Origin of the sequence: Nesterenkonia halotolerans, from assembly GCF_014874065.1 — a bacterium.
Taxonomy (GTDB): domain Bacteria; phylum Actinomycetota; class Actinomycetes; order Actinomycetales; family Micrococcaceae; genus Nesterenkonia; species Nesterenkonia halotolerans.
Genome location: NZ_JADBEE010000002.1, coordinates 575,073 through 596,115 on the forward strand (window position 1 = coordinate 575,073; position 21,043 = coordinate 596,115).

The 21,043-nt window shown below is 67.9% G+C and carries 17 protein-coding genes and 1 tRNA gene; 9 read left to right on the forward strand and 9 right to left on the reverse strand.

Features of this window, described 5'->3' with window-relative positions; genetic code table 11:
* Nucleotides 1-39 precede the first annotated feature (39 nt).
* Both rsmI and H4W26_RS12895 read left to right on the forward strand, forming a co-directional pair.
* Nucleotides 40-966: a 16S rRNA (cytidine(1402)-2'-O)-methyltransferase gene (rsmI, locus tag H4W26_RS12890; RefSeq protein ID WP_225940024.1), complete on the forward strand. Its 927-nt coding sequence runs from the start codon at nucleotides 40-42 to the stop codon at nucleotides 964-966.
* Nucleotides 967-1,033: 67 nt separating this feature from the next.
* Nucleotides 1,034-2,911, forward strand: coding sequence for an AMP-dependent synthetase/ligase (locus tag H4W26_RS12895; RefSeq protein ID WP_225940025.1), 1,878 nt, complete (start codon nucleotides 1,034-1,036; stop codon nucleotides 2,909-2,911).
* 159 nt (nucleotides 2,912-3,070) lie between these two features.
* On the opposite strand, the gene H4W26_RS12900 is transcribed toward H4W26_RS12895, so the two are convergent.
* Entirely contained in the window at nucleotides 3,071-4,015 is a 945-nt protein-coding gene (locus H4W26_RS12900; RefSeq protein WP_192592601.1) for a DUF559 domain-containing protein, read from the reverse strand.
* A gap of 261 nt (nucleotides 4,016-4,276) precedes the next feature.
* Between H4W26_RS12900 and H4W26_RS12905 the strand changes: the two genes are divergently transcribed.
* From H4W26_RS12905 to H4W26_RS12915, 3 genes are read left to right on the forward strand one after another with little or no spacing between them, the layout of a single operon-like run.
* Complete coding sequence (locus H4W26_RS12905; RefSeq protein WP_318779887.1) at nucleotides 4,277-5,329, forward strand: TatD family hydrolase; 1,053 nt, start codon at nucleotides 4,277-4,279, stop codon at nucleotides 5,327-5,329.
* Complete coding sequence (rsmA, locus tag H4W26_RS12910; RefSeq protein WP_192592602.1) at nucleotides 5,326-6,357, forward strand: 16S rRNA (adenine(1518)-N(6)/adenine(1519)-N(6))-dimethyltransferase RsmA; 1,032 nt, start codon at nucleotides 5,326-5,328, stop codon at nucleotides 6,355-6,357. The genes H4W26_RS12905 and rsmA overlap by 4 nt, the downstream gene beginning before the upstream one ends.
* Before the next feature lie 9 nt (nucleotides 6,358-6,366).
* Nucleotides 6,367-7,380: a 4-(cytidine 5'-diphospho)-2-C-methyl-D-erythritol kinase gene (locus H4W26_RS12915; protein ID WP_192592603.1), complete on the forward strand. Its 1,014-nt coding sequence runs from the start codon at nucleotides 6,367-6,369 to the stop codon at nucleotides 7,378-7,380.
* Nucleotides 7,381-7,401: 21 nt separating this feature from the next.
* Here the strand turns inward: H4W26_RS12915 and H4W26_RS12920 are convergent, their stop codons facing one another.
* Complete coding sequence (locus H4W26_RS12920; RefSeq protein WP_192592604.1) at nucleotides 7,402-9,222, reverse strand: ABC-F family ATP-binding cassette domain-containing protein; 1,821 nt, start codon at nucleotides 9,220-9,222, stop codon at nucleotides 7,402-7,404.
* A 141-nt stretch (nucleotides 9,223-9,363) separates the two neighbouring features.
* On the opposite strand from H4W26_RS12920, the gene H4W26_RS12925 reads away from it, so the two are divergent.
* The 3 genes from H4W26_RS12925 to H4W26_RS12935 all read left to right on the forward strand — a co-directional run bounded on the left by H4W26_RS12925 (nucleotide 9,364) and on the right by H4W26_RS12935 (nucleotide 12,075).
* Nucleotides 9,364-9,435 (forward strand) — tRNA-Gln (locus H4W26_RS12925).
* A gap of 137 nt (nucleotides 9,436-9,572) precedes the next feature.
* Complete coding sequence (glmU, locus tag H4W26_RS12930; RefSeq protein WP_192592775.1) at nucleotides 9,573-11,042, forward strand: bifunctional UDP-N-acetylglucosamine diphosphorylase/glucosamine-1-phosphate N-acetyltransferase GlmU; 1,470 nt, start codon at nucleotides 9,573-9,575, stop codon at nucleotides 11,040-11,042.
* A 52-nt stretch (nucleotides 11,043-11,094) separates the two neighbouring features.
* Nucleotides 11,095-12,075 (forward strand): ribose-phosphate diphosphokinase, encoded by a 981-nt coding sequence (locus tag H4W26_RS12935; protein WP_192592605.1) that lies wholly within the window; start codon nucleotides 11,095-11,097, stop codon nucleotides 12,073-12,075.
* 111 nt (nucleotides 12,076-12,186) lie between these two features.
* On the opposite strand, the gene H4W26_RS12940 is transcribed toward H4W26_RS12935, so the two are convergent.
* From H4W26_RS12940 to H4W26_RS12965, 6 genes are all read right to left on the reverse strand, one after another.
* The gene (locus H4W26_RS12940) at nucleotides 12,187-12,837 is read right to left on the reverse strand and encodes a TetR/AcrR family transcriptional regulator (RefSeq protein ID WP_192592606.1); all 651 of its coding nucleotides are present in this window, start codon (nucleotides 12,835-12,837) and stop codon (nucleotides 12,187-12,189) included.
* 63 nt (nucleotides 12,838-12,900) lie between these two features.
* The gene (locus tag H4W26_RS12945) at nucleotides 12,901-13,872 is read right to left on the reverse strand and encodes a phosphotriesterase family protein (RefSeq protein WP_192592607.1); all 972 of its coding nucleotides are present in this window, start codon (nucleotides 13,870-13,872) and stop codon (nucleotides 12,901-12,903) included.
* Between the two features lie 9 nt (nucleotides 13,873-13,881).
* A complete protein-coding gene (locus H4W26_RS12950; RefSeq protein ID WP_192592608.1) occupies nucleotides 13,882-14,913 on the reverse strand; it encodes a DctP family TRAP transporter solute-binding subunit in 1,032 nt (343 codons plus the stop codon).
* A gap of 14 nt (nucleotides 14,914-14,927) precedes the next feature.
* Nucleotides 14,928-15,845: a shikimate dehydrogenase gene (locus H4W26_RS12955; protein WP_318779888.1), complete on the reverse strand. Its 918-nt coding sequence runs from the start codon at nucleotides 15,843-15,845 to the stop codon at nucleotides 14,928-14,930.
* A complete protein-coding gene (locus H4W26_RS12960) occupies nucleotides 15,842-17,116 on the reverse strand; it encodes a TRAP transporter large permease (protein WP_192592609.1) in 1,275 nt (424 codons plus the stop codon). Before H4W26_RS12960 ends, H4W26_RS12955 begins: the two co-directional genes overlap by 4 nt.
* Nucleotides 17,113-17,652 carry a TRAP transporter small permease gene (locus tag H4W26_RS12965; RefSeq protein ID WP_192592610.1) on the reverse strand — a complete coding sequence of 180 codons (540 nt, stop codon included), beginning with the start codon at nucleotides 17,650-17,652 and terminating at the stop codon, nucleotides 17,113-17,115. The genes H4W26_RS12960 and H4W26_RS12965 overlap by 4 nt, the downstream gene beginning before the upstream one ends.
* A 206-nt stretch (nucleotides 17,653-17,858) precedes the next feature.
* Here H4W26_RS12965 and H4W26_RS12970 point away from each other — a divergent pair, with 206 nt between their 5' ends.
* Nucleotides 17,859-19,304, forward strand: coding sequence for a dihydrolipoyl dehydrogenase family protein (locus H4W26_RS12970; RefSeq protein ID WP_192592611.1), 1,446 nt, complete (start codon nucleotides 17,859-17,861; stop codon nucleotides 19,302-19,304).
* Between the two features lie 168 nt (nucleotides 19,305-19,472).
* On the opposite strand, the gene H4W26_RS12975 is transcribed toward H4W26_RS12970, so the two are convergent.
* Complete coding sequence (locus H4W26_RS12975; protein ID WP_192592612.1) at nucleotides 19,473-20,948, reverse strand: sodium/glutamate symporter; 1,476 nt, start codon at nucleotides 20,946-20,948, stop codon at nucleotides 19,473-19,475.
* Nucleotides 20,949-21,043: the final 95 nt, after the last annotated feature.

Sequence of the window (21,043 nt, forward strand, 5' to 3'; positions counted from 1 at the left end):
CTTGGCGCAAGCCGATCACCAATCAGAGGCAGGCGTGTCATGGACTCAGACGCAGCAGATGGATCCGATGACAGTCTCGAGGCAACAGCCGCCTCCACCCTGTGGGACACCCCGATCGTGCTGGCGGCGACGCCTATCGGCAACCTCGGAGACGCCACCGACCGGCTCAAGCGCCTGCTGGCCAGCGCGGAGATCATCGCCGCAGAGGACACCCGGACGGCCCGCCATCTGGCGCGCGCGCTGCAGGTGAGCACCCACGCCCGGCTCGTCAGCCTGCATGAACATAATGAAGCCTCGCGAGCCGAAGAGCTCGTGGCGCAGGCCGCGGAGGGCGCGCGGATCCTCGTGGTCTCCGATGCCGGCATGCCCTCGGTCTCCGACCCCGGGTTCCGTCTCGTGGAGACCGCCATCGCCGCAGGCGTGGGAGTCACGGTCGCTCCGGGCGCCTCCGCGGTGACCACAGCCCTGGCCCTGTCCGGGCTGCCCACCGACCGCTTCACCTTCGCCGGGTTCGTGCCGCGCAAGGCGGGGGAGCGCAAGAAGCTGCTCGCCCGTCTGATCGGTGAGGAATGGACCACGGTGCTCTTCGAGTCCCCACATCGGGTCGCGGCGACGCTCACCGAGTTCGCCGCCGCTCTGGGTGAGGACCGGCCGGCGGCGCTGGCTCGGGAGCTCACCAAACGCTACGAAGAGGTGCTGCGCGGCGGCCTCGGCGAACTCGCCGCGGCGGCCTCCGAACGCCACCTGCGCGGTGAGATGGTCCTGGTCATCGCCGGCGCTGCCGCCGGTGGGGCGGGGTCTGAAACGCCGAGCCTTCCGGAACTGGCCGACGTCGTTCTGCAGAAGGTGGACGAGGGCACCAAGCTCAAGACCGCGGCCAAGGAAGTCGGTGCCGCGCATTCAGTTCCGGCCAGCGATATCTATGACGCCGCCCTGGCCCGGAGGCGCGCGGAAAAGCCCCGTTGAACAGTAGAATGATCGACACAGCGGATGAGGGACTCCACCGCAGGGGAATCGATGAGCAGGCGGGGCCATGAGCGAGGACAGCACGGGCGGCGAACAGCCGGCCCGAACCAGCACCACCAATCAGATTCGCGAGGCCGCGACCCAGCAGGTGGCGCAGCTGGATCCGCACTCGAACTCGACTGATGGGGTGCTTGAACTCCTGGCCGTGCGCCCCCAGCAGCCCGTCTACGCTGTGCCCAACGGCACCGGTGGCTGGGTGGACGTCTCGCTCACCAGCTTCGTGGACCAGGTCCGCGGCGTCGCCAAGGGCCTGATCGCACTCGGGATCGAACCTGGGGACCGCGTGGCCGTGATGGCCCCGACCAGCTACAGCTGGGCCGTGGCGGATCAGGCCATCTGGTTCGCCGGCGCGATCTCCGTGCCGATCTACGAGACCAGCTCTCCGCACCAGGTCGGTGCCCTTCTCAAGGACGCCGAGACGAAGCTGGCGCTCGCGGGAAGTGCTGAGCTGCACGATCGCCTGCGCGCCGCCGGTGCCAAGCTCAACGGAGCCCGACCCTCGGTGCTGCCCATCGGAGAGCTGCGCCAGCTCGATGACCTCGCCGCCGCAGGGGAACACATCAGCGATGAGCAGCTCGAGGCCGCGCGCTCACACGCAACCCTCGACGACGTCGCCACCCTGGTCTACACCTCCGGCACCACCGGGCAGCCCAAGGGCGCTCAGATCACCCACCGCAACCTCGCCGAGGGTGCGGCCAACATCCTGCCCTTCGCCGAGCAGATCCTGGGCGAGAACGAATCTCGCACCCTGCTGTTCCTGCCGCTGGCTCACGTCCTGGCCCGCGCGGTGCAGCTGATTTGCCTGCACCGCGGAGTGCAGGTCGCGCACTCCGCCGATACCACCACGCTGCTCGATGATCTCGCCAGCTTCCGGCCCACCTGGCTGCTGGCAGTGCCCCGCGTGTTCGAGAAGGTCTACGCCGGGGCTGCTGCCAAGGCGCGCGCCGAGGGCAAGAGCAAGATCTTCGAGACCGCCCGGGTCACGGCCATCGCCTATTCGCAGGCCCTGCAGGACGCGGAAGCCGGCATCGGTCCGGGCCCCTCCATGCGGCTGCGCGCGCGGCGGGCGATGTTCGCCAAGCTGGTCTACTCCAAGCTGCATGCCCGGCTGGGCGGCAGCGTGCGCTACATGATCTCCGGGGCCTCCACGCTGAACCCCGAGATCGCCCACTTCTTCACCGGCATAGGCGTGCCGGTCCAGGAGGGGTATGGGCTCACCGAGTCCACCGCCCCGATCACGCTGAACATTCCGGGTGCAACCCGGATCGGCACGGTCGGCATCCCGGTGCCGGGCAGCACCGTGCGCATCGCCGAGGACGGGGAGGTGCTGCTGAAGGGCCCGGTGATCTTTGCCGGCTATCACGGCAACCCCGACGCCACCGCGGAGGCCTTCGACGCGGAGGGCTTCTTCCGCACGGGCGATCTCGGTGCATTGGACGACGACGGCTTCCTCACGCTCACCGGTCGGAAGAAGGACCTGATCGTGACCGCCGGGGGCAAGAACGTCTACCCCATGCCGATGGAAGAGGTCATCCGCGCCCATCCGCTGGTGGCCCAGGTCATCGTGGTCGGGGACAACCGGCCCTATGTGGCGGCGCTGATCACCCTCGACGCCGATGCCGTCTCCGACTGGTGCCGGACCAACGGGTTCCGCCAGCTCTCGCTGATCGACGCCGCGAAGCATCCCAAGGTCCGCCAGGAGATCGGGCTCTCCGTGGAGGCAGCCAACCGCCGGGTCTCCCGCGCCGAATCGATCCGGAAGTTCGAGCTGCTCGACGTCGAACTCTCCGAGCACTCGGGACACATGACCGCCTCGATGAAGCTGCAGCGGCACCGGGTGCTCGCCGACTTCGAAGGCGTGATCAACTCGGTCTACTCGACCTGACCGGGCCCGGAAGGGGCGGCTGAGCTCAGTCCCGCGGGCCCGGGGCACCCGCGCGCCTCCTGGGGGGCCTCCGCGCCTATTGGGCAGAAATCGTCGGTATCCGTCGCTCCGCCGCCTTCATTCCGACGATTTCTGCCCAACGGATGAGCGCGGGTCCCTTCACAGGCGCTTGAGCCGAGAGATAGCCTCCTCCACCTGCTTGACTGCCGACGTGAAGCCTTCGGCGTTGTCGTCTGCGTTGAAGTGAAGCACCGTCCACCCGGCACTGACGAACGTGTTGTTGCGCCTCTGGTCGAACCGGGCCTGTTGGGCCGTGAAATGAGTGCCGCCGTCGTACTCCATGGCGAGCTTCAGCTCCGGATAGCCCATATCGGCACAAGGCGAGTTCCGCGAGTCAGGTCGGGCGGGAACCTGCAGCGACGGCTCGGGCAGACCGGCGCGGAGGAGCGCGAGTCTCAACTTCGTCTCCCTCGCTGAGTCCGCGCCCACCCGCACCAGCGACGCTGCGGCCAGGGCCTGCTTTCTTCCGGGGGACCCGGACATGGATTCCACGACCTCGTTGAGCTGATCCCGGGTGGCGTAAGGCTCACGCCTGCCGTCGTAGAAGGGATAGGGCCGTCGCACCAAGTGGTCGCCGATGATCACCAGCTCGTCGAGACTGAGCAGCCCGGCCATGTCGAACCAGGTCCGCACCGGTGTTGTGATGGTGGCGCCGTTCCAGTCGGTGAGGTCGCCCGTGCGGATGCGGACCCGATGATGAGTGACCGCCGGTCGCCTGATGCGGCGGGTCGTACCTGCGGGTTGCGACAGGTGAACCACTCCTCCCTGCTTGAGCTCCGGGGGAAGGGGCCAGCCATAAAGCTGAGCTGCCGTCGTGTGCGACAGCCAGCACTCGGGCAGGGCGCGAGCGAGGATCAACGCGCGCTGAAGGATCTGTGTCTCGGGCGTGTCCGGCACTGCACGTTGGTGAACGTGAATGCCCCATGACAACTGGCTGATGTCCCTCCGCCGAACCCGTTCCTGGGAGAACCCCACGCCGAGCAGATCGCCATAGAGAAAGGGTCCTCTGGCGAGACCCGTGGGAAGCTCGCGTGGGCGTCGCATGCGCCAATTCTCGAGGAAGAAACCCGGGTTCCTCGGTTATCCACAGGCCTAAGTATGGCCCTGGGGGTGGGTCTGTCGGCGCCCCGGCAGCGCGGTACTCGATCTGTTGGGCGCAAATCGTCGTTATGAGGTACTCAGCACGCACTCATCCCGACGATTTCTGCCCAAAGGATGAGGGGAGGGGCGTGAAGGGGGTGTGAAGGGGGCGTGAGTCGGGTGGGAGAGGGGTGCGGAGGGGGTGGGGCGATACAGTGGATCACCGTGAGTGAAGAGCAGCGAAACCGTGCAGGTGCCGAGACGAGCCCATCCGTGACGGCGGGGGAGGTCCCGCGCGCCTACCGTCCCGCGCCCGCAAAGAACGACGACGCCGCCGGCTCTGCTCCCAGCGACGGCTCAACCCCCCGCGACGGCACAGCTCCCAGCGACACGTCCGCCGGGCCCGCCCGGGAACAGGCGGAGGAGAAGTCGGGCAAGAAGCGGCGGCTGCAATACCCGCCCGCGCCGGAGCCGCTGCCCGTGCCGGTCATCGACAATCACGCACACCTCGACTTCCGTGACGGCGAGGTCAGCGTCACCGTGCGCGAGGCGCTCGACGCTGCCCAGGCCGTCGGCGTGGTGGGCGCGCTCTGCGTCGGCTACGACGTGGCCTCCTCTGAGTTCTCGGTGGACACCGCCAGCAAGGACCCGAGGTTGAAGGCCGCCGTCGCCCTGCACCCCAATGACGCGCCCGAGCTCGCCGCCGAGGGCAGGTATGAGACTGCCTTCGCGCGGATCACCGAGCTGGCCCGGCATGATCAGGTGGTCGCCATCGGGGAGACCGGCCTGGACTTCTACCGCACCGGCCAGGACGGGATCGCCGCACAGAGGCGCAGCTTCGAGGATCACATCGCGCTCGCCGTGGAGACCGGGCTGGCGATGCAGATCCACGATCGTGAGGCCCACTCCGAGGTGGTCGAGGTGCTCCAGGACGCCCCCACGCTGCCCAGCTCCGTCGTCTTCCACTGCTTCTCCGGGGATGCTGAGCTGGCCCGGATCTGCAACGCGAACGGCTGGTACATGTCCTTCGCCGGCACCGTCACCTTCAAGAACGCCCGCGGCCTCCGCGAGGCGCTCGCGATCGCGGACCCGCAGCTGATCCTGGTCGAGACCGACACACCCTTCTTGACGCCACATCCTTACCGCGGGCAGCCCAATGCGCCCTATCTGATCCCGCAGACCATGCGGCTCATGGCCGAGGTGCGCGAGGCGAAGCTGGACTCGCTGTGCCAGCAGGTCATGTTCAACACCACCCAGGCCTATGGGAGCTGGACATGAGCGATCACCCCGCCACCCAGCCGCTGCTCTCCGCGACCCACGTTCGCGCGCTCGCCGAGCAGCTCGGAGTGCGCCCCACCAAGCAGTGGGGGCAGAACTTCGTGATCGACCCCAACACGATCCGTCGCATCGTCAGCCTTGCGGACCTCGACGGCAGCGAACACGTGCTGGAGGTGGGCCCGGGGCTGGGCTCCCTCACCTTGGGTCTGCTGGACGAGTCCGCCCTGGTGAGCGCGGTTGAGATCGACCCGAAGCTCGCCGGGCAGCTCCCCGAGACCGTGACACAGTTCCGCCCTGACCTCGCCGCGAACCTGCACGTGATGCAGCAGGACGCGCTGAAGCTCACCCCGGAATCCTTCGCCGAGATCGGCACAGGTCAGGCCGAGGGTGCCGGACCTGAGGTGCTGGTCGCGAACCTGCCCTATAACGTCGCCGTCCCCGTGGTGCTGCACCTGCTGCAGATTCTGCCCTCCCTGCGCAAAGGCCTGGTCATGGTCCAGGACGAGGTCGCGGACCGCCTCGTGGCGGGGCCCGGCTCCAAGATCTACGGTGTTCCCAGTGTGAAGGCCGCCTGGGACACGCAGATGCGCAAGGCCGGAGTGGTCGGCAAGCGCGTGTTCTGGCCCGAGCCGCGGATCTCCTCCGGGCTGGTGCGCTTCGACCGTCGCGCGGTGGCTTCGGAGGAGATCACCCGCGAGGAGGTCTTCGCCGTCATCGACGCCGCCTTCGCTCAGCGACGCAAGACCCTCCGCGCCTGTCTCGCGGGGATCGCGGGCTCCGCGAGCCACGCCGAGACCGTGCTCCGCGCCGCCGGGGTGGATCCCTCGGCCCGCGGAGAGACCCTGGACATCCACGCCTACACGGCGATCGCCGCCGCCCTGCGGGACACCCCGGCCCCGGAAGCGAACCTCGCCCCTGGACAAGCCGCCACCCAGGGGGACACCTCCACCCAGGGACTAGCCGCCGACGACGGCGCGGCCAGCTCCAGCACAGCCGATGCAGACCCGCATGTCAGTGGCGAGCAGTAGGGTCGGTGTATGCGGGAGAGTGAATTCTACGGACATGTGACGGCCGCGGCGCCAGGCAAGATCAACGTCAGCCTGCGCGTGGGCCCACTCCGTGAGGACGGCTATCACGAGGTCGCCACGCTGTACCTCGCCGTCTCGCTCTACGAAGAGGTCACGGCCGCTCCGCGCGAGGACAATGCCATCACAGTGAGCCTGTCTGAGCGCTCGGCCTTCACCGAGGTGCAGACCCAGGACCCGGAGACCGGTGAGATCGTGGCCGCCGCCATCCCGCTGGATGAGCGCAACCTCGTGCATCAGGCGGCCTCCAAGCTCCGTGACAGGCTGGGCATCACCAGCGGCGTGGATCTGACCATCACCAAGAACGTCCCCGTGGCAGGCGGCATGGGCGGAGGCTCCGCCGATGCCGCAGCTGCCCTGGTGGCCTGTTCCGCGCTATGGGAAGCAGGCCTCTCCAAGGAACAGCTGGCCGAGATCGGGGCCGAGCTCGGCGCTGACGTCCCCTTCGCCATGCTCGGCGGGGCCGCCGTCGGTCAGGGTGTCGGAGACGAGCTGTCGCCGCTGCTCACTCGCGGCGAGCTGCACCTGGTCATCGTGCCGGCCAACACCGGACTCTCCACGCCGAGCATCTACGCCAAACTCGACGAGATGCGCGCCCAGGAGAGCATCACCGCCGATGAGCCGGATCTGGACCCGGACCTCGTGCGGGCGGTCTGCTCCGCCGACGCCGAGCTGGTCGCCTCGCTCATGGCCAACGACCTTCAGGCCCCGGCCGTGGCGCAGCTGCCCACGCTCGAGGACATGATGGACATCGGCATGATCGAAGGTGCCCTGCAGGGAATGGTCTCCGGCTCCGGGCCCACGGTGGTGTTCCTCGCCCGGGACGCGGAGTCCGCCCATCAGCTCGCCACCAGCCTCGAAGAGCGCACCGAGGTCTGGGCCATACCGGTCACCGGACCCGCCCACGGAGCACGACTGGTCCACGGCCGAGACAATGGCCGGGAGAACGGCCGCGACCAGCACTGAGGTTCTGACGCCCCAGTAGCGTCAGCTCACCTGCTCGTAGAGCTCCACCCAGCGCTCCTCGAGCTTCGCGTTGTCTCCCTGGAGCCGCTCGACGTCGGCGCTGAGCTTGCCCAGACCCTCGGAATCCGTGGGGTCGTGATCTGCCATCTGCCGCTGCTTCTTCTCGATCTGCGTGGTCAGCTTCTGCATCTTGCGCTCCAGCGCGCCGACCTCCTTGCGCAGCTCGCGCTCCTCGGCGCTGGAGAGCCCCGAGGGAGTCGGGAAGGCCGCTTTGGCTGCCGCGGCGGCTGACTTTCCGGCCTTGCCGTTCTTCCCGCCCTTGCCCTCGGACGCGCCGGAGTCTCCGGCGGTCAGCCGCAGGTACTCCTCCACGCCGCCGGGCACATGGCGGAACTTCCCGTCGAGGATCGCGTACTGCTGATCGGTGACGCGCTCGAGCAGATACCGGTCGTGGGAGACCACGATCAGCGTGCCGGGCCAGGAGTCCAGCAGGTCCTCCATGGCGGCGAGCATGTCGATGTCCAGGTCGTTGGTGGGCTCATCGAGGATCATCACGTTGGGCTCGGTGAGCAGCACCATCAGCAGCTGCAGGCGGCGACGCTGGCCGCCGGAGAGCTCGCCGACCCGGGCCGAGAGGTGCGCAGTGGAGAAGCCCAGGCGCTCCAGCAGCTGGGCCGGAGTGTGCTCCTTGCCGTCCACCACGACCTGGGTCTTCTCGCGGGCCAGCACCTCGCGGACGCGATCACCCTCGATGTCGGCCAGCTGGGAGAACTGCTGGTCCAGGGTGGCCAGGCGCACCGTCTTGCCCTGCTTGACCTGGCCGGCGTCGGGCGTGAGCTTCCCGGCGATCAGGTTCAGCAGCGTGGACTTGCCGGCACCGTTGGCGCCGAGGATGCCGGTGCGCTCACCGGGACCGATCCGCCAGGTGACGTCGTCGAGGATCTGCTTCTCCCCGAAGGCGAGGGAGACGTCCAGGACGTCGACCACATCCTTGCCCAGCCGGGCGGTGGCCATCTTCTTGAGCTCCACAGTGTTGCGCGGGGGAGGGACATCGGCGATCAGCTCATTGGCCGCGTCGATGCGGAACTTCGGCTTGGTGCTGCGCGCCGGCGCGCCGCGGCGCAGCCACGCCAGCTCCTTCTTCATCAGGTTCTGGCGCTTGGCCTCCACGGCGGCTGCCTGACGGTCGCGCTCCACGCGCTGAAGCACATAGGCCGCGTAGCCGCCGTCGAAGGGCTCGACCACCCGGTCGTGGACCTCCCAGGTGGTGGTGCTGATCTCGTCGAGGAACCAGCGGTCGTGCGTGACCACCAGCAGCCCGCCGGAGGTGCGCGGCCACCGGCGGTTCAGGTGGTCCGCGAGCCAGGAGATGCCCTGGACGTCCAGGTGGTTCGTCGGCTCATCGAGGGCGATGATGTCCCACTCGCCGACCAGCAGCTTCGCCAGCGCCACGCGTCGGCGCTGACCGCCGGAGAGGTTCGCGATCGTGGATTCCCAGGGGATGTCGGAGACCAGTCCGGCGATGACGTCGCGGATCTTGGGGTCCGAGGCCCATTCGTGGTCATCGGCGTCCCCGACGATGGAGAACCCGACAGTATGGTCAAGATCAAGGTCATCGGACTGATCCAGCACGCCGAACTGCACGCCCTTGCGCCGGGTGACCTTGCCCGAATCGGGCTCCAGGCGCCCGGTCAGCATGCCCAGCAGAGAGGATTTGCCGTCACCGTTGCGCCCGACGACGCCGACGCGGTCGCCTTCATTGACGCCGATCGTCACGGAATCAAAGACGGTGCGGGTAGGAAATTCGAGGTGTAGGGCTTCGGCCCCCAGAAGATGTGCCACCCATCCAGGGTAATGCCACGGTTCAGCCTGCGGATTCACGCGGTTTCATCTCCCGCCGCGCCGCATGCGAAGATGGACCAGCGCGTGGCCGGGAACTGGTGTGCTGGGAAAGAACGAGCATCCATGCACCCGACGTCGCACTCCGCCTTGGTGTAATGGCAGCACGCCAGCCTTTGGAGCTGTGCAGTCTAGGTTCGAATCCTAGAGGCGGAACGGCACTGAACTGTACAGCCGGGCCTATCTACACTGGAGGGGTCCAAGAACCGCCTCGAGGAGCAGACTTCGTGACCACACCCCAGCCAGCTCGACCCACCGCCGTGATCGTCCTGGCGGCAGGAGCCGGGACCCGGATGAAGTCAGCCACACCGAAGATCATGCATCCCATCGGTGGAGTCTCGATGATCGGGCATGCGCTGGCCGCCGCGAAGGGCCTGGATCCGCAGCATCTGGTCGCCGTCGTCCGCCACCAGCGCGAGAAGGTGGCCGCGCACATCACGCAGCTTCAGCCCCAGGCGGTGATCGCCGATCAGGACGAGGTCCCCGGCACCGGACGCGCCGTGCAGGCCGGCCTGCAAGCGCTCGACGCCGCGGGCGCACCGGCGAGCACCGGCACCGTCGTCGTCACCTACGGCGATGTGCCGCTGCTGACCTCGGACATGCTCGCGGAGCTCGTGGCGACCCACGAAGCCAGCGCGAATGCGGTCACCGTGCTCTCCGCAGTGCTCGACGACGCCGCCGGCTACGGTCGGATCCTGCGCAGCGACGAGAACCCGCAGGACGTGCTCGGGATCGTGGAGCACAAGGACGCCACCGAAGCCCAGCGCAGCATCACCGAGATCAACTCCGGGATCTACGCCTTCGACGCCGCCGTGCTCAATCGCGCGCTGAGCCAGGTCACGACCGAGAACGCGCAGGGGGAGATGTACCTGACCGACGTGCTCTCCATCGCCCGAGCCGAGGGCGGCAAGGTCTCCGCCGTGGTCACCGCCGACCGCTGGCAGGTCGAGGGAGCCAACGACCGCGTGCAGCTGCAGGCGCTCGGCGCCGAGATGAACCGGCGCACCGTGGAACGTGCCATGCGCGCCGGCACCACGGTCATCGACCCCACCACCACCTGGATCGACTCCACGGTCACCCTGGAGGAGGACACCACGATCCTCCCCGGCACCCAGCTCCACGGCGCCACCCACATCGGCCGCGACGCGGTGGTCGGGCCCGACACCACGCTGACCGATGTGATCGTCGGTGAAGCGGCCACCGTCACCCGCGTGCACGGCTCGGGCGCACAGATCGGCGCCGGAGCCAGCGCCGGACCGTTCACCTACCTGCGCCCGGGCACGGTCCTGGGCGAAGAGGGCAAGATCGGCGCCTTCTACGAGACCAAGAACGTGACGATCGGCCGCGGCAGCAAGCTCTCCCACCTCGGCTACGCCGGGGACGCGACGATCGGCGAGTTCACCAACATCGGCTGCGGCAACATCACCGCGAACTACGACGGCGAGAACAAGCACCGCACCGTCATCGGCTCGCATGTGCGCACCAGCTCCAACACCGTCTTCGTCGCCCCGGTGACCGTGGGCGACGGCGCCTACACCGGTGCCGGGGCAGTGGTGCGCAAGGACGTGCCGGCGGGGGCGCTTGCGCTCTCGGTGGCTCCGCAGCGCAACGCCGAGGGCTGGGTGCAGGCCAAGCGGCCCGGCTCCGCAGCCGCCGACGCTGCGGATGCCTCTGCAACCGACGACGCCGGCCAGTCCAGCACCGCCGGCGAGTCCAGCGGACAGAACGGTCACGCCCAGCAGAGCACCACAAACTCCGAGTAACGTTTCACCAGGCACAAACCCACAGCAACGCCGGCGAGAGGCAAGAACACCCATGGACGAAATCAGGCTGAGCGGGGAAAAGACCCTGGTACTGGCATCCGGGCGTGCACACCCGGAGCTGGCAGAGGAGATCGCCAAGGAGCTCGGCACCGAGCTGCTGCCGATGAGTGCCTATGACTTCGCCAACGGGGAGCTCTACGTCCGCTCCTCCGAGTCGGTCCGCGGCAAGGACATCTTCCTGCTGCAGTCCCACCCGGCCCCGCTGAACAACTGGCTCATGGAGCAGCTGATCATGGTGGACTCCATGAAGCGAGCCTCGGCCAAGCGCATCACCGTGGTCTCACCGTTCTACCCCTACGCCCGCCAGGACAAGAAGGGCCGTGGTCGCGAACCGATCTCCGCCCGCCTGGTGGCCGACCTCTACAAGGCCGCCGGCGCCGACCGGATCATGAGCGTGGACCTGCACACCGCGCAGATCCAGGGCTTCTTCGACGGACCCGTGGACCACCTCTTCGCCGTCCCGCTGCTGGCCGAGCACATCCGTGGCCGCGTCACCGAGGACGAGGTCACCGTGGTCTCCCCAGACACCGGACGGGTCCGGGTCGCTGAGCAGTGGGCCGACCGCCTGGGCGGCGCACCGCTGGCCTTCGTGCACAAGACTCGCGACGTCACCCAGCCGAACAAGGCCGAGTCCAAGCAGGTCGTCGGCCAGGTCGAGGGGCGCACCTGTGTGCTCATCGACGACATGATCGACACCGGCGGGACCATCTCCGGGGCCGTGAAGGTCCTCAAGGATGCCGGCGCCAAGGATGTCATCATCGCCGCCACCCACGCGGTGCTCTCCGAGCCTGCCTCGGAGCGGCTCGCCAACTGTGGCGCCCGTGAGATCGTCGTGACGAACACACTGCCGATCCCCGAGGAGAAGCGCTTCGAGACACTCACCGTGCTCTCCATCGCGCCGATCCTCGCCCGGGCGATCAAGGAGGTCTTCACCGACGGTTCGGTGACCTCCCTGTTCGACGGCGACGCCTGAGCTTCACCCCTTCTCGTTGAGGGGCGGGGCGGTCCCCACTTCACGTTGAGGGGCGGAATCTCCGAGTAGTTGAGGCCCCAGAAGGGCCCAGTTACCCGGAGAATCCGCCCCTCAACGCGTGGGTGGCGTGGGTGCTGTGGCCCAGGCGACGACGACGTCGCCGATGAAGCCCCGCATCCGGTCCTGGCGGGGCTGCGTGGTGAAGTCCGGGTCGAACAGGTAGCTGAAGGTGTACCGGTTGGCGATCTGGAAGACGCAGTAGGAGCTGATCAAGAGGTGCAGGTCGAGCGCGTTGACCTCCTCGCGGAAGGCCCCCTGCTTCTTGCCCTGGGCGATGATCCCGTCGAGGATCGTCACCGCCGGCTGGCCCAGATCGCTGAGTGACTCCAGCTTGCGGATGTACTTGCCGCGGTGGATGTTCTCGATGGAGACCAGCCGGATGAACGCCGAATTGCGCAGGTGGTGCTCATAGGTCAGCTCGGCCAGCTCGCGCAGCGCGTCGATCGGGTTCATCTCATCGACCTGGAGCGTCTGCTCGGCCTTGCGGATCCCGCGATAGGCGTTGTCCAGCACCGCCATGTACAGCTGTTCCTTGCCACCGAAGTAGTAGTAGATCATCCGCTTGGTGGTCCGGGTGCGGCGCGCGATCTCATCGATGCGCGCACCGGAGTAGCCGTCGTCGGCGAAGACCTCTGTGGCCACTGCGAGCACCTCGGCTCGGGTGCGTACGGCGTCGCGCTGTCGGGGCGGCGTCTCAGTCACAGTATTCTCCTCCTGGCTTCGCCGCGAGAGTATCAGATCCCCTCACGGCAGGGTCCTGCTGGCTTATGCCCCTGTCAGGAGGCGTCGGGGGTTGTCGACCAGGAGTTTATGCTCGAGGGCGGCGTCGAGCCCCTCGGCGCGCAGCCGCGGCAGGATGCGGCGGTGCAGGTGGTCCATGCTCCACTGCGGCGCATGTTCGGCGCGCCAGGAGGGTGGGGTGATGCGGCTGAACACCGCGGCGTCGTGGGAGAGCAGCAGCTGACCCTCGAGCCCCAGCTCCAGCAGCTCCAGCAGCATGCGGATGCGATCTTCGTCGGATCCCGTGTGGCTCATCCCGAAACGGTCGAAGCCCAGGAAAGACCCGGCCTCGGCGAGTTCGCGCAGGTAGTCCAGATCGGTGGAGTCGCCGCTGTGCCCGATGACCACCCGATCCAGGCTCACGCCGAGGCTGCCCAGCAGGCGCTGCTGCTCGAGGCCCCCGCGGGAGGCGGGATCTGAATGTGTGGTGATCGGCACGCCGGTCTCCCGGTGGGCCTGGGCGGCGGCGGTGAAGACATGTGCGACGTCGGCGGTGATCCCGGCGCTGTCCGAGCAGACCTTGAGCATGGCCGCACGCAGGTCGGTTCCCGCGATGCCTTCCTGGATGTCGCGCAGGAACAGATCGATCAGCGGATCGGGGCCCTCCACCAGTCGGCCCGGCCCGTTGAGTCGGAAGAAGTGCGGCAGCACGTCGCTGGTGTACCAGCCGGTGGCCACCAGGATGCGGACCGAGGTGCGGCGGGCCAGTTCGGCGACCCGCCGCACGTCTCGTCCGAGACCGGGGACGGTGAGGTCCACGATCGTGTCTACGCCCAGCTCTGCCAGCGCCTGCAGCTGAGCCTCGACTCGTGCCATGACCGCGGTCTCGTCCCACTCAGGGTGGGGGAGGTCGCGGTCGAGCTGCGGGTCGCTGACGATCAGGTGCTCGTGCACCAGAGTCGTGCCCAGTGAATCTCCGGGCACCTCTCCGGTGAGCGTGGGAACCATGCTGGGCATAGGGTCAGGTCACTCGCTCGTGGAGCGGATGGCTTCGAAGGTGGCCAGGGAGTCGCCCTCGAGGGCCTCTTCGAGGTTCGGGAGGGTCTGCTCCTGGAACGCCTCCACGTCCACATCGTCATTGACCTCCCAGTCGCCGCCGTCGCGCCATTCGGTCAGCGTCTCTTCCTCGTCCGTGGCGACGCACTCGGTCACCTCGGTGACGGCAGATTCGACTGCGCTGGTCAGCGCCTCCTGCTGCTCCTCGTCGAGGTCGTTCCACTTGTCCGACATGATCACCAGGTTGGTGTTGAGCTGGTGCGAGCTGAGGTTCAGGTAGTCCTGGACCTCGTTGAGGTTCTCGGACTCGATGTTGGTGATCGGGTTCTCCTGACCGTCCACTGCGCCCTGCTGCAGCGACAGGTAGAGCTCCTCATAGGCGACCTCCACCGCATCGGCACCCATGGCCTCGGCGTTCATCAGGAACTGCGGGGATCCGGGGAAGCGGATCTGCATGCCTTCCAGGTCCTCGGGGGAGCTGATGGGCTCGTTGGAGGTGAAGTGGCGGGCGCCTGCCGACCAGGCGCCCAGGGTCTGGATGCCGGCGGACTCGGCGAAGTCCTCCACGACCTGGGTTCCCTCTTCGCTCTCCATGAAGCGGGCGAGGTGATCGGCGTCGTCGAAGGCGTAGGCGGCATCGAGCACGCTGATCGGCTCGTAGACGGCACCCAGCGCGGAGGCGCCCTGGATGTCGATGTCCACGTCACCGGAGGCGACGGAGGCGATGCGGTCGGCGTCGCCGCCGAGCTGGCTGGAGCCAAAGATCTCGATGGTGAGCCCCACGTCGGCGGCCTCGACCTCTTCCTTGATCACGTCGGCGCCGCAGCGGGCCTGGGGCTGGTCATCGTTGTAGCTGTGCGCGAGGGTCAGCTCCATCGACTCGCCGCTGCCTCCGCCGTCGCCGCCGGCTTCCTCGTCGCCTCCGCCGCAGGCAGTGAGACCGAGGATCGGCAGGGCGGCGATGACGGCGGCCTTGCTCAGGGTGTTGTATCGCTTGGACATGGTGGGTGTTCCTTTCATCGGTGCATCGTTGCACGAGGGTGTGGTGATTCGGCTTCGATCAGGGCATTGAGGTCATCGAGCATGGACACGCGGTCTGCGGTCTCCCCGGTGAAGATCTCGAAGGCGTCGGCGGCCTGATGCATGGCCATGCCGAGCCCCGAGACCGTCAGGCAGCCGCGTTCTTCGGCTGCGCGGAGCAGCACGGTGTCCACCGGTCGGTACACGACGTCGGCCACCCAGTGCCGCGGCTGCAGCAGCTCGGTGTCGAACGGTGATCCCGGGTGGTGGGCCATGCCGAAGGGAGTGGCGTTGACCACGCCGTCGGCACGCTGGAGAAGCTGAGGAAGGTGCTCGGGTTGAGCCCGCTCAGCGGTGAAGCCATGCGTGGTGTGCAGGCTGCGAGCCAGGGTGGCGCTCTTCTCGAGATCCACGTCCACCAGGCTCAGGCTTGTGACTCCGCGCATGACCAGCGCATGCGCCACCGCGGAGCCGGCGCCGCCGGATCCCACCAGCACCACGTGGCCGCAGGCGGTCTCGCCCAGGCCGTCGTCGATGCAGGCCTGGAATCCAGTGACGTCGGTGTTGTGGCCGACCGTGGCGCCGTCGTCGGTGAAGACCACGGTGTTGACCGCGCCGATCATGGCGGCAGAGGGACCGAGCTCATCGAGCAGCGGCACCACGGACTGCTTCGCGGGGAAGGTGATGTTCAGCCCGTTGAAGCCCAGCCGCTGGGCCATCTGCAGCAGACCGCCCAGCTCCTCCTGGGAGCCCTCGCCACCGGCGAACTCGATGCTGCGGTAGATGTAGCGCATCCCGTGGCGCGAGCCCTCGAGCTCATGCATCGTGGGAGTCAGCGAGGGGCCGACGCCGTGGCCGATGAGCCCGGCGAGGATGCTGCGCCCCGTGTCGGTGCTTCTCAGAGTCTCGATCACAGGCCGAGCACCTCCGGGAAGAACATCAGCGCGTTGGGGAAGAAGATGACCAGCAGCAGCACGATCACCGCGGGCATCGCGAAGGGCAGGGCGCCCTTGAAGACCTCACCCACGCGGGTGTCCGAGACCGAGGCGGTCACGAACAGCGCCGTGCCCACCGGGGGAGTCAGCAGCCCGATCATCAGCGAGATGATCAGCACCACGCCGAGCACGATCGGGTCGATCTGGTACTGCGCGGAGATCGGCAGCAGGATCGGCACGACGAGCACCAGGATCGCGGTGGCATCGATGACGGTGCCCAGGATGAGCATCAGCAGCGCGACCAGCAGCAGGAACACCAGCGGGCTCTCGGTGATGCCGAGCAGCGTCTCGGTGAGCAGCTGCGGCAGACGCTCCAGCGCCATGATGTGACCGAGCAGCGCGGCCGAGGCGACGATCAGCATGATCGCACCCGTGGTCAGCGCGGTCTCGCGGATGGCGGCGATGAACCCCTTGAAGGAGAGCGAGCGCTGGATCAGCGAGATCAGCAGGACCCAGAAGACGGCGACGGCGGCCGCTTCGGTCGGCGTGAAGAGCCCGCCGAGGATGCCGCCCAGGATGATCACGGGTGTCACTGCGGGCAGCAGCACGCCCTTGGTGGAGCTGATCAGCTCCTGGCGGTCAAAACGACCGGCCGTGAGGTTCGGGTTGCGCCGGACCAGGATCCAGACCACCACGCAGAGTCCGACCGCCATGAGCAGTGCGGGGACCACGGAGGCGGCGAAGAGTGCACCGGTGGAGGCGGCTGCGAGGCCAGCGTAGATGACCGCGGGGATGCTCGGTGGCATGACCGGGGCGATCAGCGAGGAGGCGGCAGAGAGGCCCGTGGCGAAGCGGCGGGTGTAGCCGTTGCGCAGCATGGCCGGGATCTGCACCTTGCCCAGTGCGGCGGCATCGGCGACGGCCGAGCCGCTCATCCAGGAGAAGCCCACGCTGGCGCCCACGGTGACGTAGCCGAGGTTGCCGCGGATCCGGGCAAGCGCGGCCATCGCGAAGCGGAAGAGCCGATCGGCGAGGCCAGCGTGGTTCGCGAGGGTTCCGAGGAACACGAACAGCGGCACCGCCAGCAGCGGGAAGCTCTGCACGGCGTTGGTCACCTGGCGCAGGCTGGTGCCGGAGGACTGTCCGTCCAGGAGCATGTAGACCAGCGAGGGGCCGAGGAACGCGAAGGCGACCGGCACGCGCAGGATGAGCAGAAGGGCGATGGCAACGCCCAGAAGAATGAGTGTCACGAGTGGTCCTCCACGGTTTCGGGCGTCAGATCAGCGGCCGGCAGGATCGGGCCGTGTTTGGCGATCATCCACGCGGCGACCAGCGAACGGATGATGGTGCTGATCATCCCGGTGAGCACCGGGATATAGACCACGGACATGGGCATGCGCAGCACGGGGGAGCTCAACGCTCCCTGGGTCTGGATCAGACCCCAGGCCTCGTTGCTCAGACCCAGAGCGATCAGAGCGACCATGAGCAGCGAGCCGACCTGCACCACGCGGATGAGCCGCGGGGCGGGAAGCGTGTCGACCACTTCCAGCGCGATGTGTCCGCGCAGGGTGATCAGCACGCCGGCCACGGAGAAGGTCATCCAGGCCAGGCCGAAGCGAGAGATCTCGCCGGTCCAGGCCAGGCCCTCGAAGGGGGTGTAGCGCTGAGCGGCCTGGGTGAAGACGAGGACGAGGATCACAAGAAGCATGACCCCGGCGAAGCCGAGCTCGATGCGCGTGAGCACGTCCACCACTCGGCGGCTCAGGGGTTTCCTGGTGTCGGTCACGGGGTTCCTTTGATCACGATAAAAGTGGCGTGCGCCACAACGACTGGAACAAACGTACCGGTTCGTACATTAGGTGTCAAAGATCACCCTCAGCGGTCCTGCGGCGCTTCGTGATCGCTCTGCCTGGCGGCCCGGGAAGCAATTGCGTGGTGGCTCATGTTGTACGAATCAGGTCCACGTCTCTCACCTATTCATCAGGAGCAGCAATGGAATCTCAGACACAAGCACCAGCGCAGAGCGCCGAGTTCGATGTCATCGTGATCGGCGGTGGAGCCGTGGGGGAGAACGCGGCCGACCGCGCGGTCCAGGGCGGGCTCAGCGTCGTCGTCGTCGAGGCCGAACTGGTGGGCGGTGAATGTTCCTACTGGGCCTGCATCCCCTCGAAGGTGCTGCTGCGTTCCCCGCAGGCGCTGCGCTCCGCCCAGGCGGTGCCCGGCGCGGCCGAGGCGGTGACCGGGACCCTCGACGTCGAGGCCATCCTCGATCGCCGCGACTCCTTCACCAGCGGATGGAAGGACGACGGTCAGGCGAAGTGGCTCGACGGCGCCGGGATCAGCCTGATCCGCGGGCAGGGGCGGCTCACCGGGCCCAAGCAGGTCACCGTCACGGCCGAGGATGGTTCGCAGACCCAGCTCACGGCGCGTCACGCGGTCACTCTCGCGACCGGGTCCGCCGCGGCCATCGCTCCCATCGAAGGCTTGGCGGAGGCCCGCCCCTGGACCAGCCGCGAGGCCACCAGCGCGCATGCCATCCCGAAGAGCCTCGCCATCATCGGCGGCGGGGTGGTCGCGGCCGAGATGGCCAGCGCCTATGCCTCCCTCGGAGCCGAGGTCACGGTGCTCGCACGCAGCGGGCTGCTCGGCGGAATGGAGCCCTTCGCCGGCGAGCTCGTCGGCAAGGCCCTGGAGGAACAGGGCGTCACCCTGCGGCTGAACACCACCCCCGAGCGGGTTTCCCGCTCGGACGAAGGGGTGCGGATCGAAGTCTCAGAGGGAGAAGATGTCCTGGCCCAGGAGGTGCTCGCCGCGACCGGACGCTCCCCGCGCACCGGGGATCTGGGCCTGGAGAGCGTCGGGCTGGAGCCGGGAACCTGGATCGAGACCGATGACACCATGCAGGTGCCCGGCTTCGACTGGCTCTATGCGGTGGGAGATGTGACCCATCGCGCGCTGCTGACCCACCAGGGCAAGTACCAGGCTCGTGCGGCGGGAGACGTGATCGTGGCGCGCGCGAAGGGCGCTGCGGTGCAGGATCAGCCCTGGGGAGCCCACGTCGCCACCGCCGATCATGCGGCCGTCCCGCAGGTCACCTTCACCGAGCCCGAGGTCGCCTCGGTCGGACTCACCGCCGCGGCGGCCCGCGAGGCCGGCTACACCATCCGCGTGGTGGACTATGAGCTGGGCGATGTCGCCGGAACGGCGCTGAAGTCCCAGCCCCACCCGGGGACCGCCCGCATGGTAGTCGACGAGGACCGGAAGGTCATCCTCGGCATGACCTTCGTGGGATCCGAGGTCAGCGAGCTGCTGCAGGCCGCCACGATCGCGGTCACGGCCGAGGTTCCGCTGGACCGGCTCTGGCACGCGGTCCCGGCGTTCCCCACGGTCAACGAGGTCTGGCTGCGCCTGCTCGAGACCTACGGCCGCCCGGTGTAGGCCGCCCCACCCCGCGCTGAGGGGCTCAGACCCCCCGCTGAGGGGCTCAGACCCCCCCCCGCTGAGGGGCGGAAATTCCGAGCACTTTGGGCCCAGAAGCGCATGAAGTAGTCGGAGAATCCGCCCCTCAACGCGGGGGCTCAACGTGAGGGTGGCGGCGCCCTGCCGCTAGGTGACCTCGTCGACCTTCGCGGGAGGGCCGGACCAGCGTCCTGAGCGGACGCCCTTGTAGTAGATCCTGCCGGCCACCAGCGAGGCGATGAACAGCACCGCCATGGGTATCAGCACGATGTACACGCTGCCGGTGGCGACCATCAGCGGGATCGACAGCGCGGTGATCAGTCCGCCGCCGAAGAACGGCTCGAAGAACAGCTGCTTATAGCCGAAGGCCTCCAGGGCCGGGGACTCATCGTCGGGGTCGGCGACTCGGAGCAGGGCCAGACCGGTCGCCGTGACCCCCATCGACTGGCCGAAGTCGGCGATGCCGCGCTCGAGCCAGAACTCCGGGATGATCCGCGGGGTGAAGTACACCAGGATCGTCGCGCAGAAGAGGATCCCGGCGATCGAGAGGATCAGGAAGGTCTCCCAGTAGCTGGCGATGACATCCAGCGAGATCGTCGCCAGCGCGGCCACGATCAGGATGTCCAGCGAGAGCCCCTGGATCCGCTTCATGGTCTCGTGGTCCAGCAGGCTGGTGTTGCCGGTGCGATCCAGGATCACCTGGATGATCACCCCACCGATCATCGCCAGCGGGAAGAGCGGCACGTAGCCCAGCAGCGTCAGGCCCTCCTCGGACCAGACCGACCCGGGCAGGCCCCAGAGCTGATTCTCGATCCAGATGAGCCCCTCGAGGATGAGCCAGCCGATGATGATCGCGAGACCGACGACGGCGACGTGCAGCGTCAACGGCTCGATCGACCCTGGGCGTGAGGTCATCCGCCCGGTGGAGACGCGCTCGTCGTCGCTGTAGAGGCCGCGCAGCTCCGACTTCGACTGCTCGGAGACGTTCTTGATGACGCGGGTGCGCCCGGTGCGCACGCCCCAGTTGATGACCGCGATGCCGATGACGATCCCGGAGACCAGCCCCACAGTGGCGATGGCCAGGGCGAGGTCGGTGGCCTCGGGGATGCCCATGTCCTCGAAGGCTGGCTGCATGCCGGCTGCCGTGCCGTGTCCGCCCTCGAAGGCGATCTCGATCAGCGCGCCGAAGACGGGATCCACCCCGAGCAGCGGGGAGAGGACCAGCAGGCCCAGCAGGATGCCCACCACGTACTGGCCCGAGCCGTAGGCCACACCGATCGAGAGCTGCGGGCCGACCAGCTTGGCGACCCGGACGGGGGAGGGGATCCGCGATCCCAGGAACAGCGTGGCGAAGACGACCGAGATCAGCAGTCCGGGCAGCTCCGCCCAGATGTCTACGATCCCACTGGTGAGCAGCCCGCCATCTTCCAACCAGGCCCAACCAAGCGGTTCGCCGAGCCGGCCGATCACCTGTGGACCGACGATGAGGCCGATGAACCCGGCGATGATGGCGCTGGGCAGGAGCAGCTTCTGGACGAACGGCACTTTGACGCGGACGTATTTGCCGAGCAGCATCACCGATGCCAGCAGCACGATCGCGAACCCGACTACCTCTGGACTCATCGGATGCCCCCTCCGGAGTGGACCGCCCCCCGGCGGCCATTCGTTTGGGGAGAATGAAACCACACTTCAGGCACGGGTCGCCAGGGTTGAGCGGC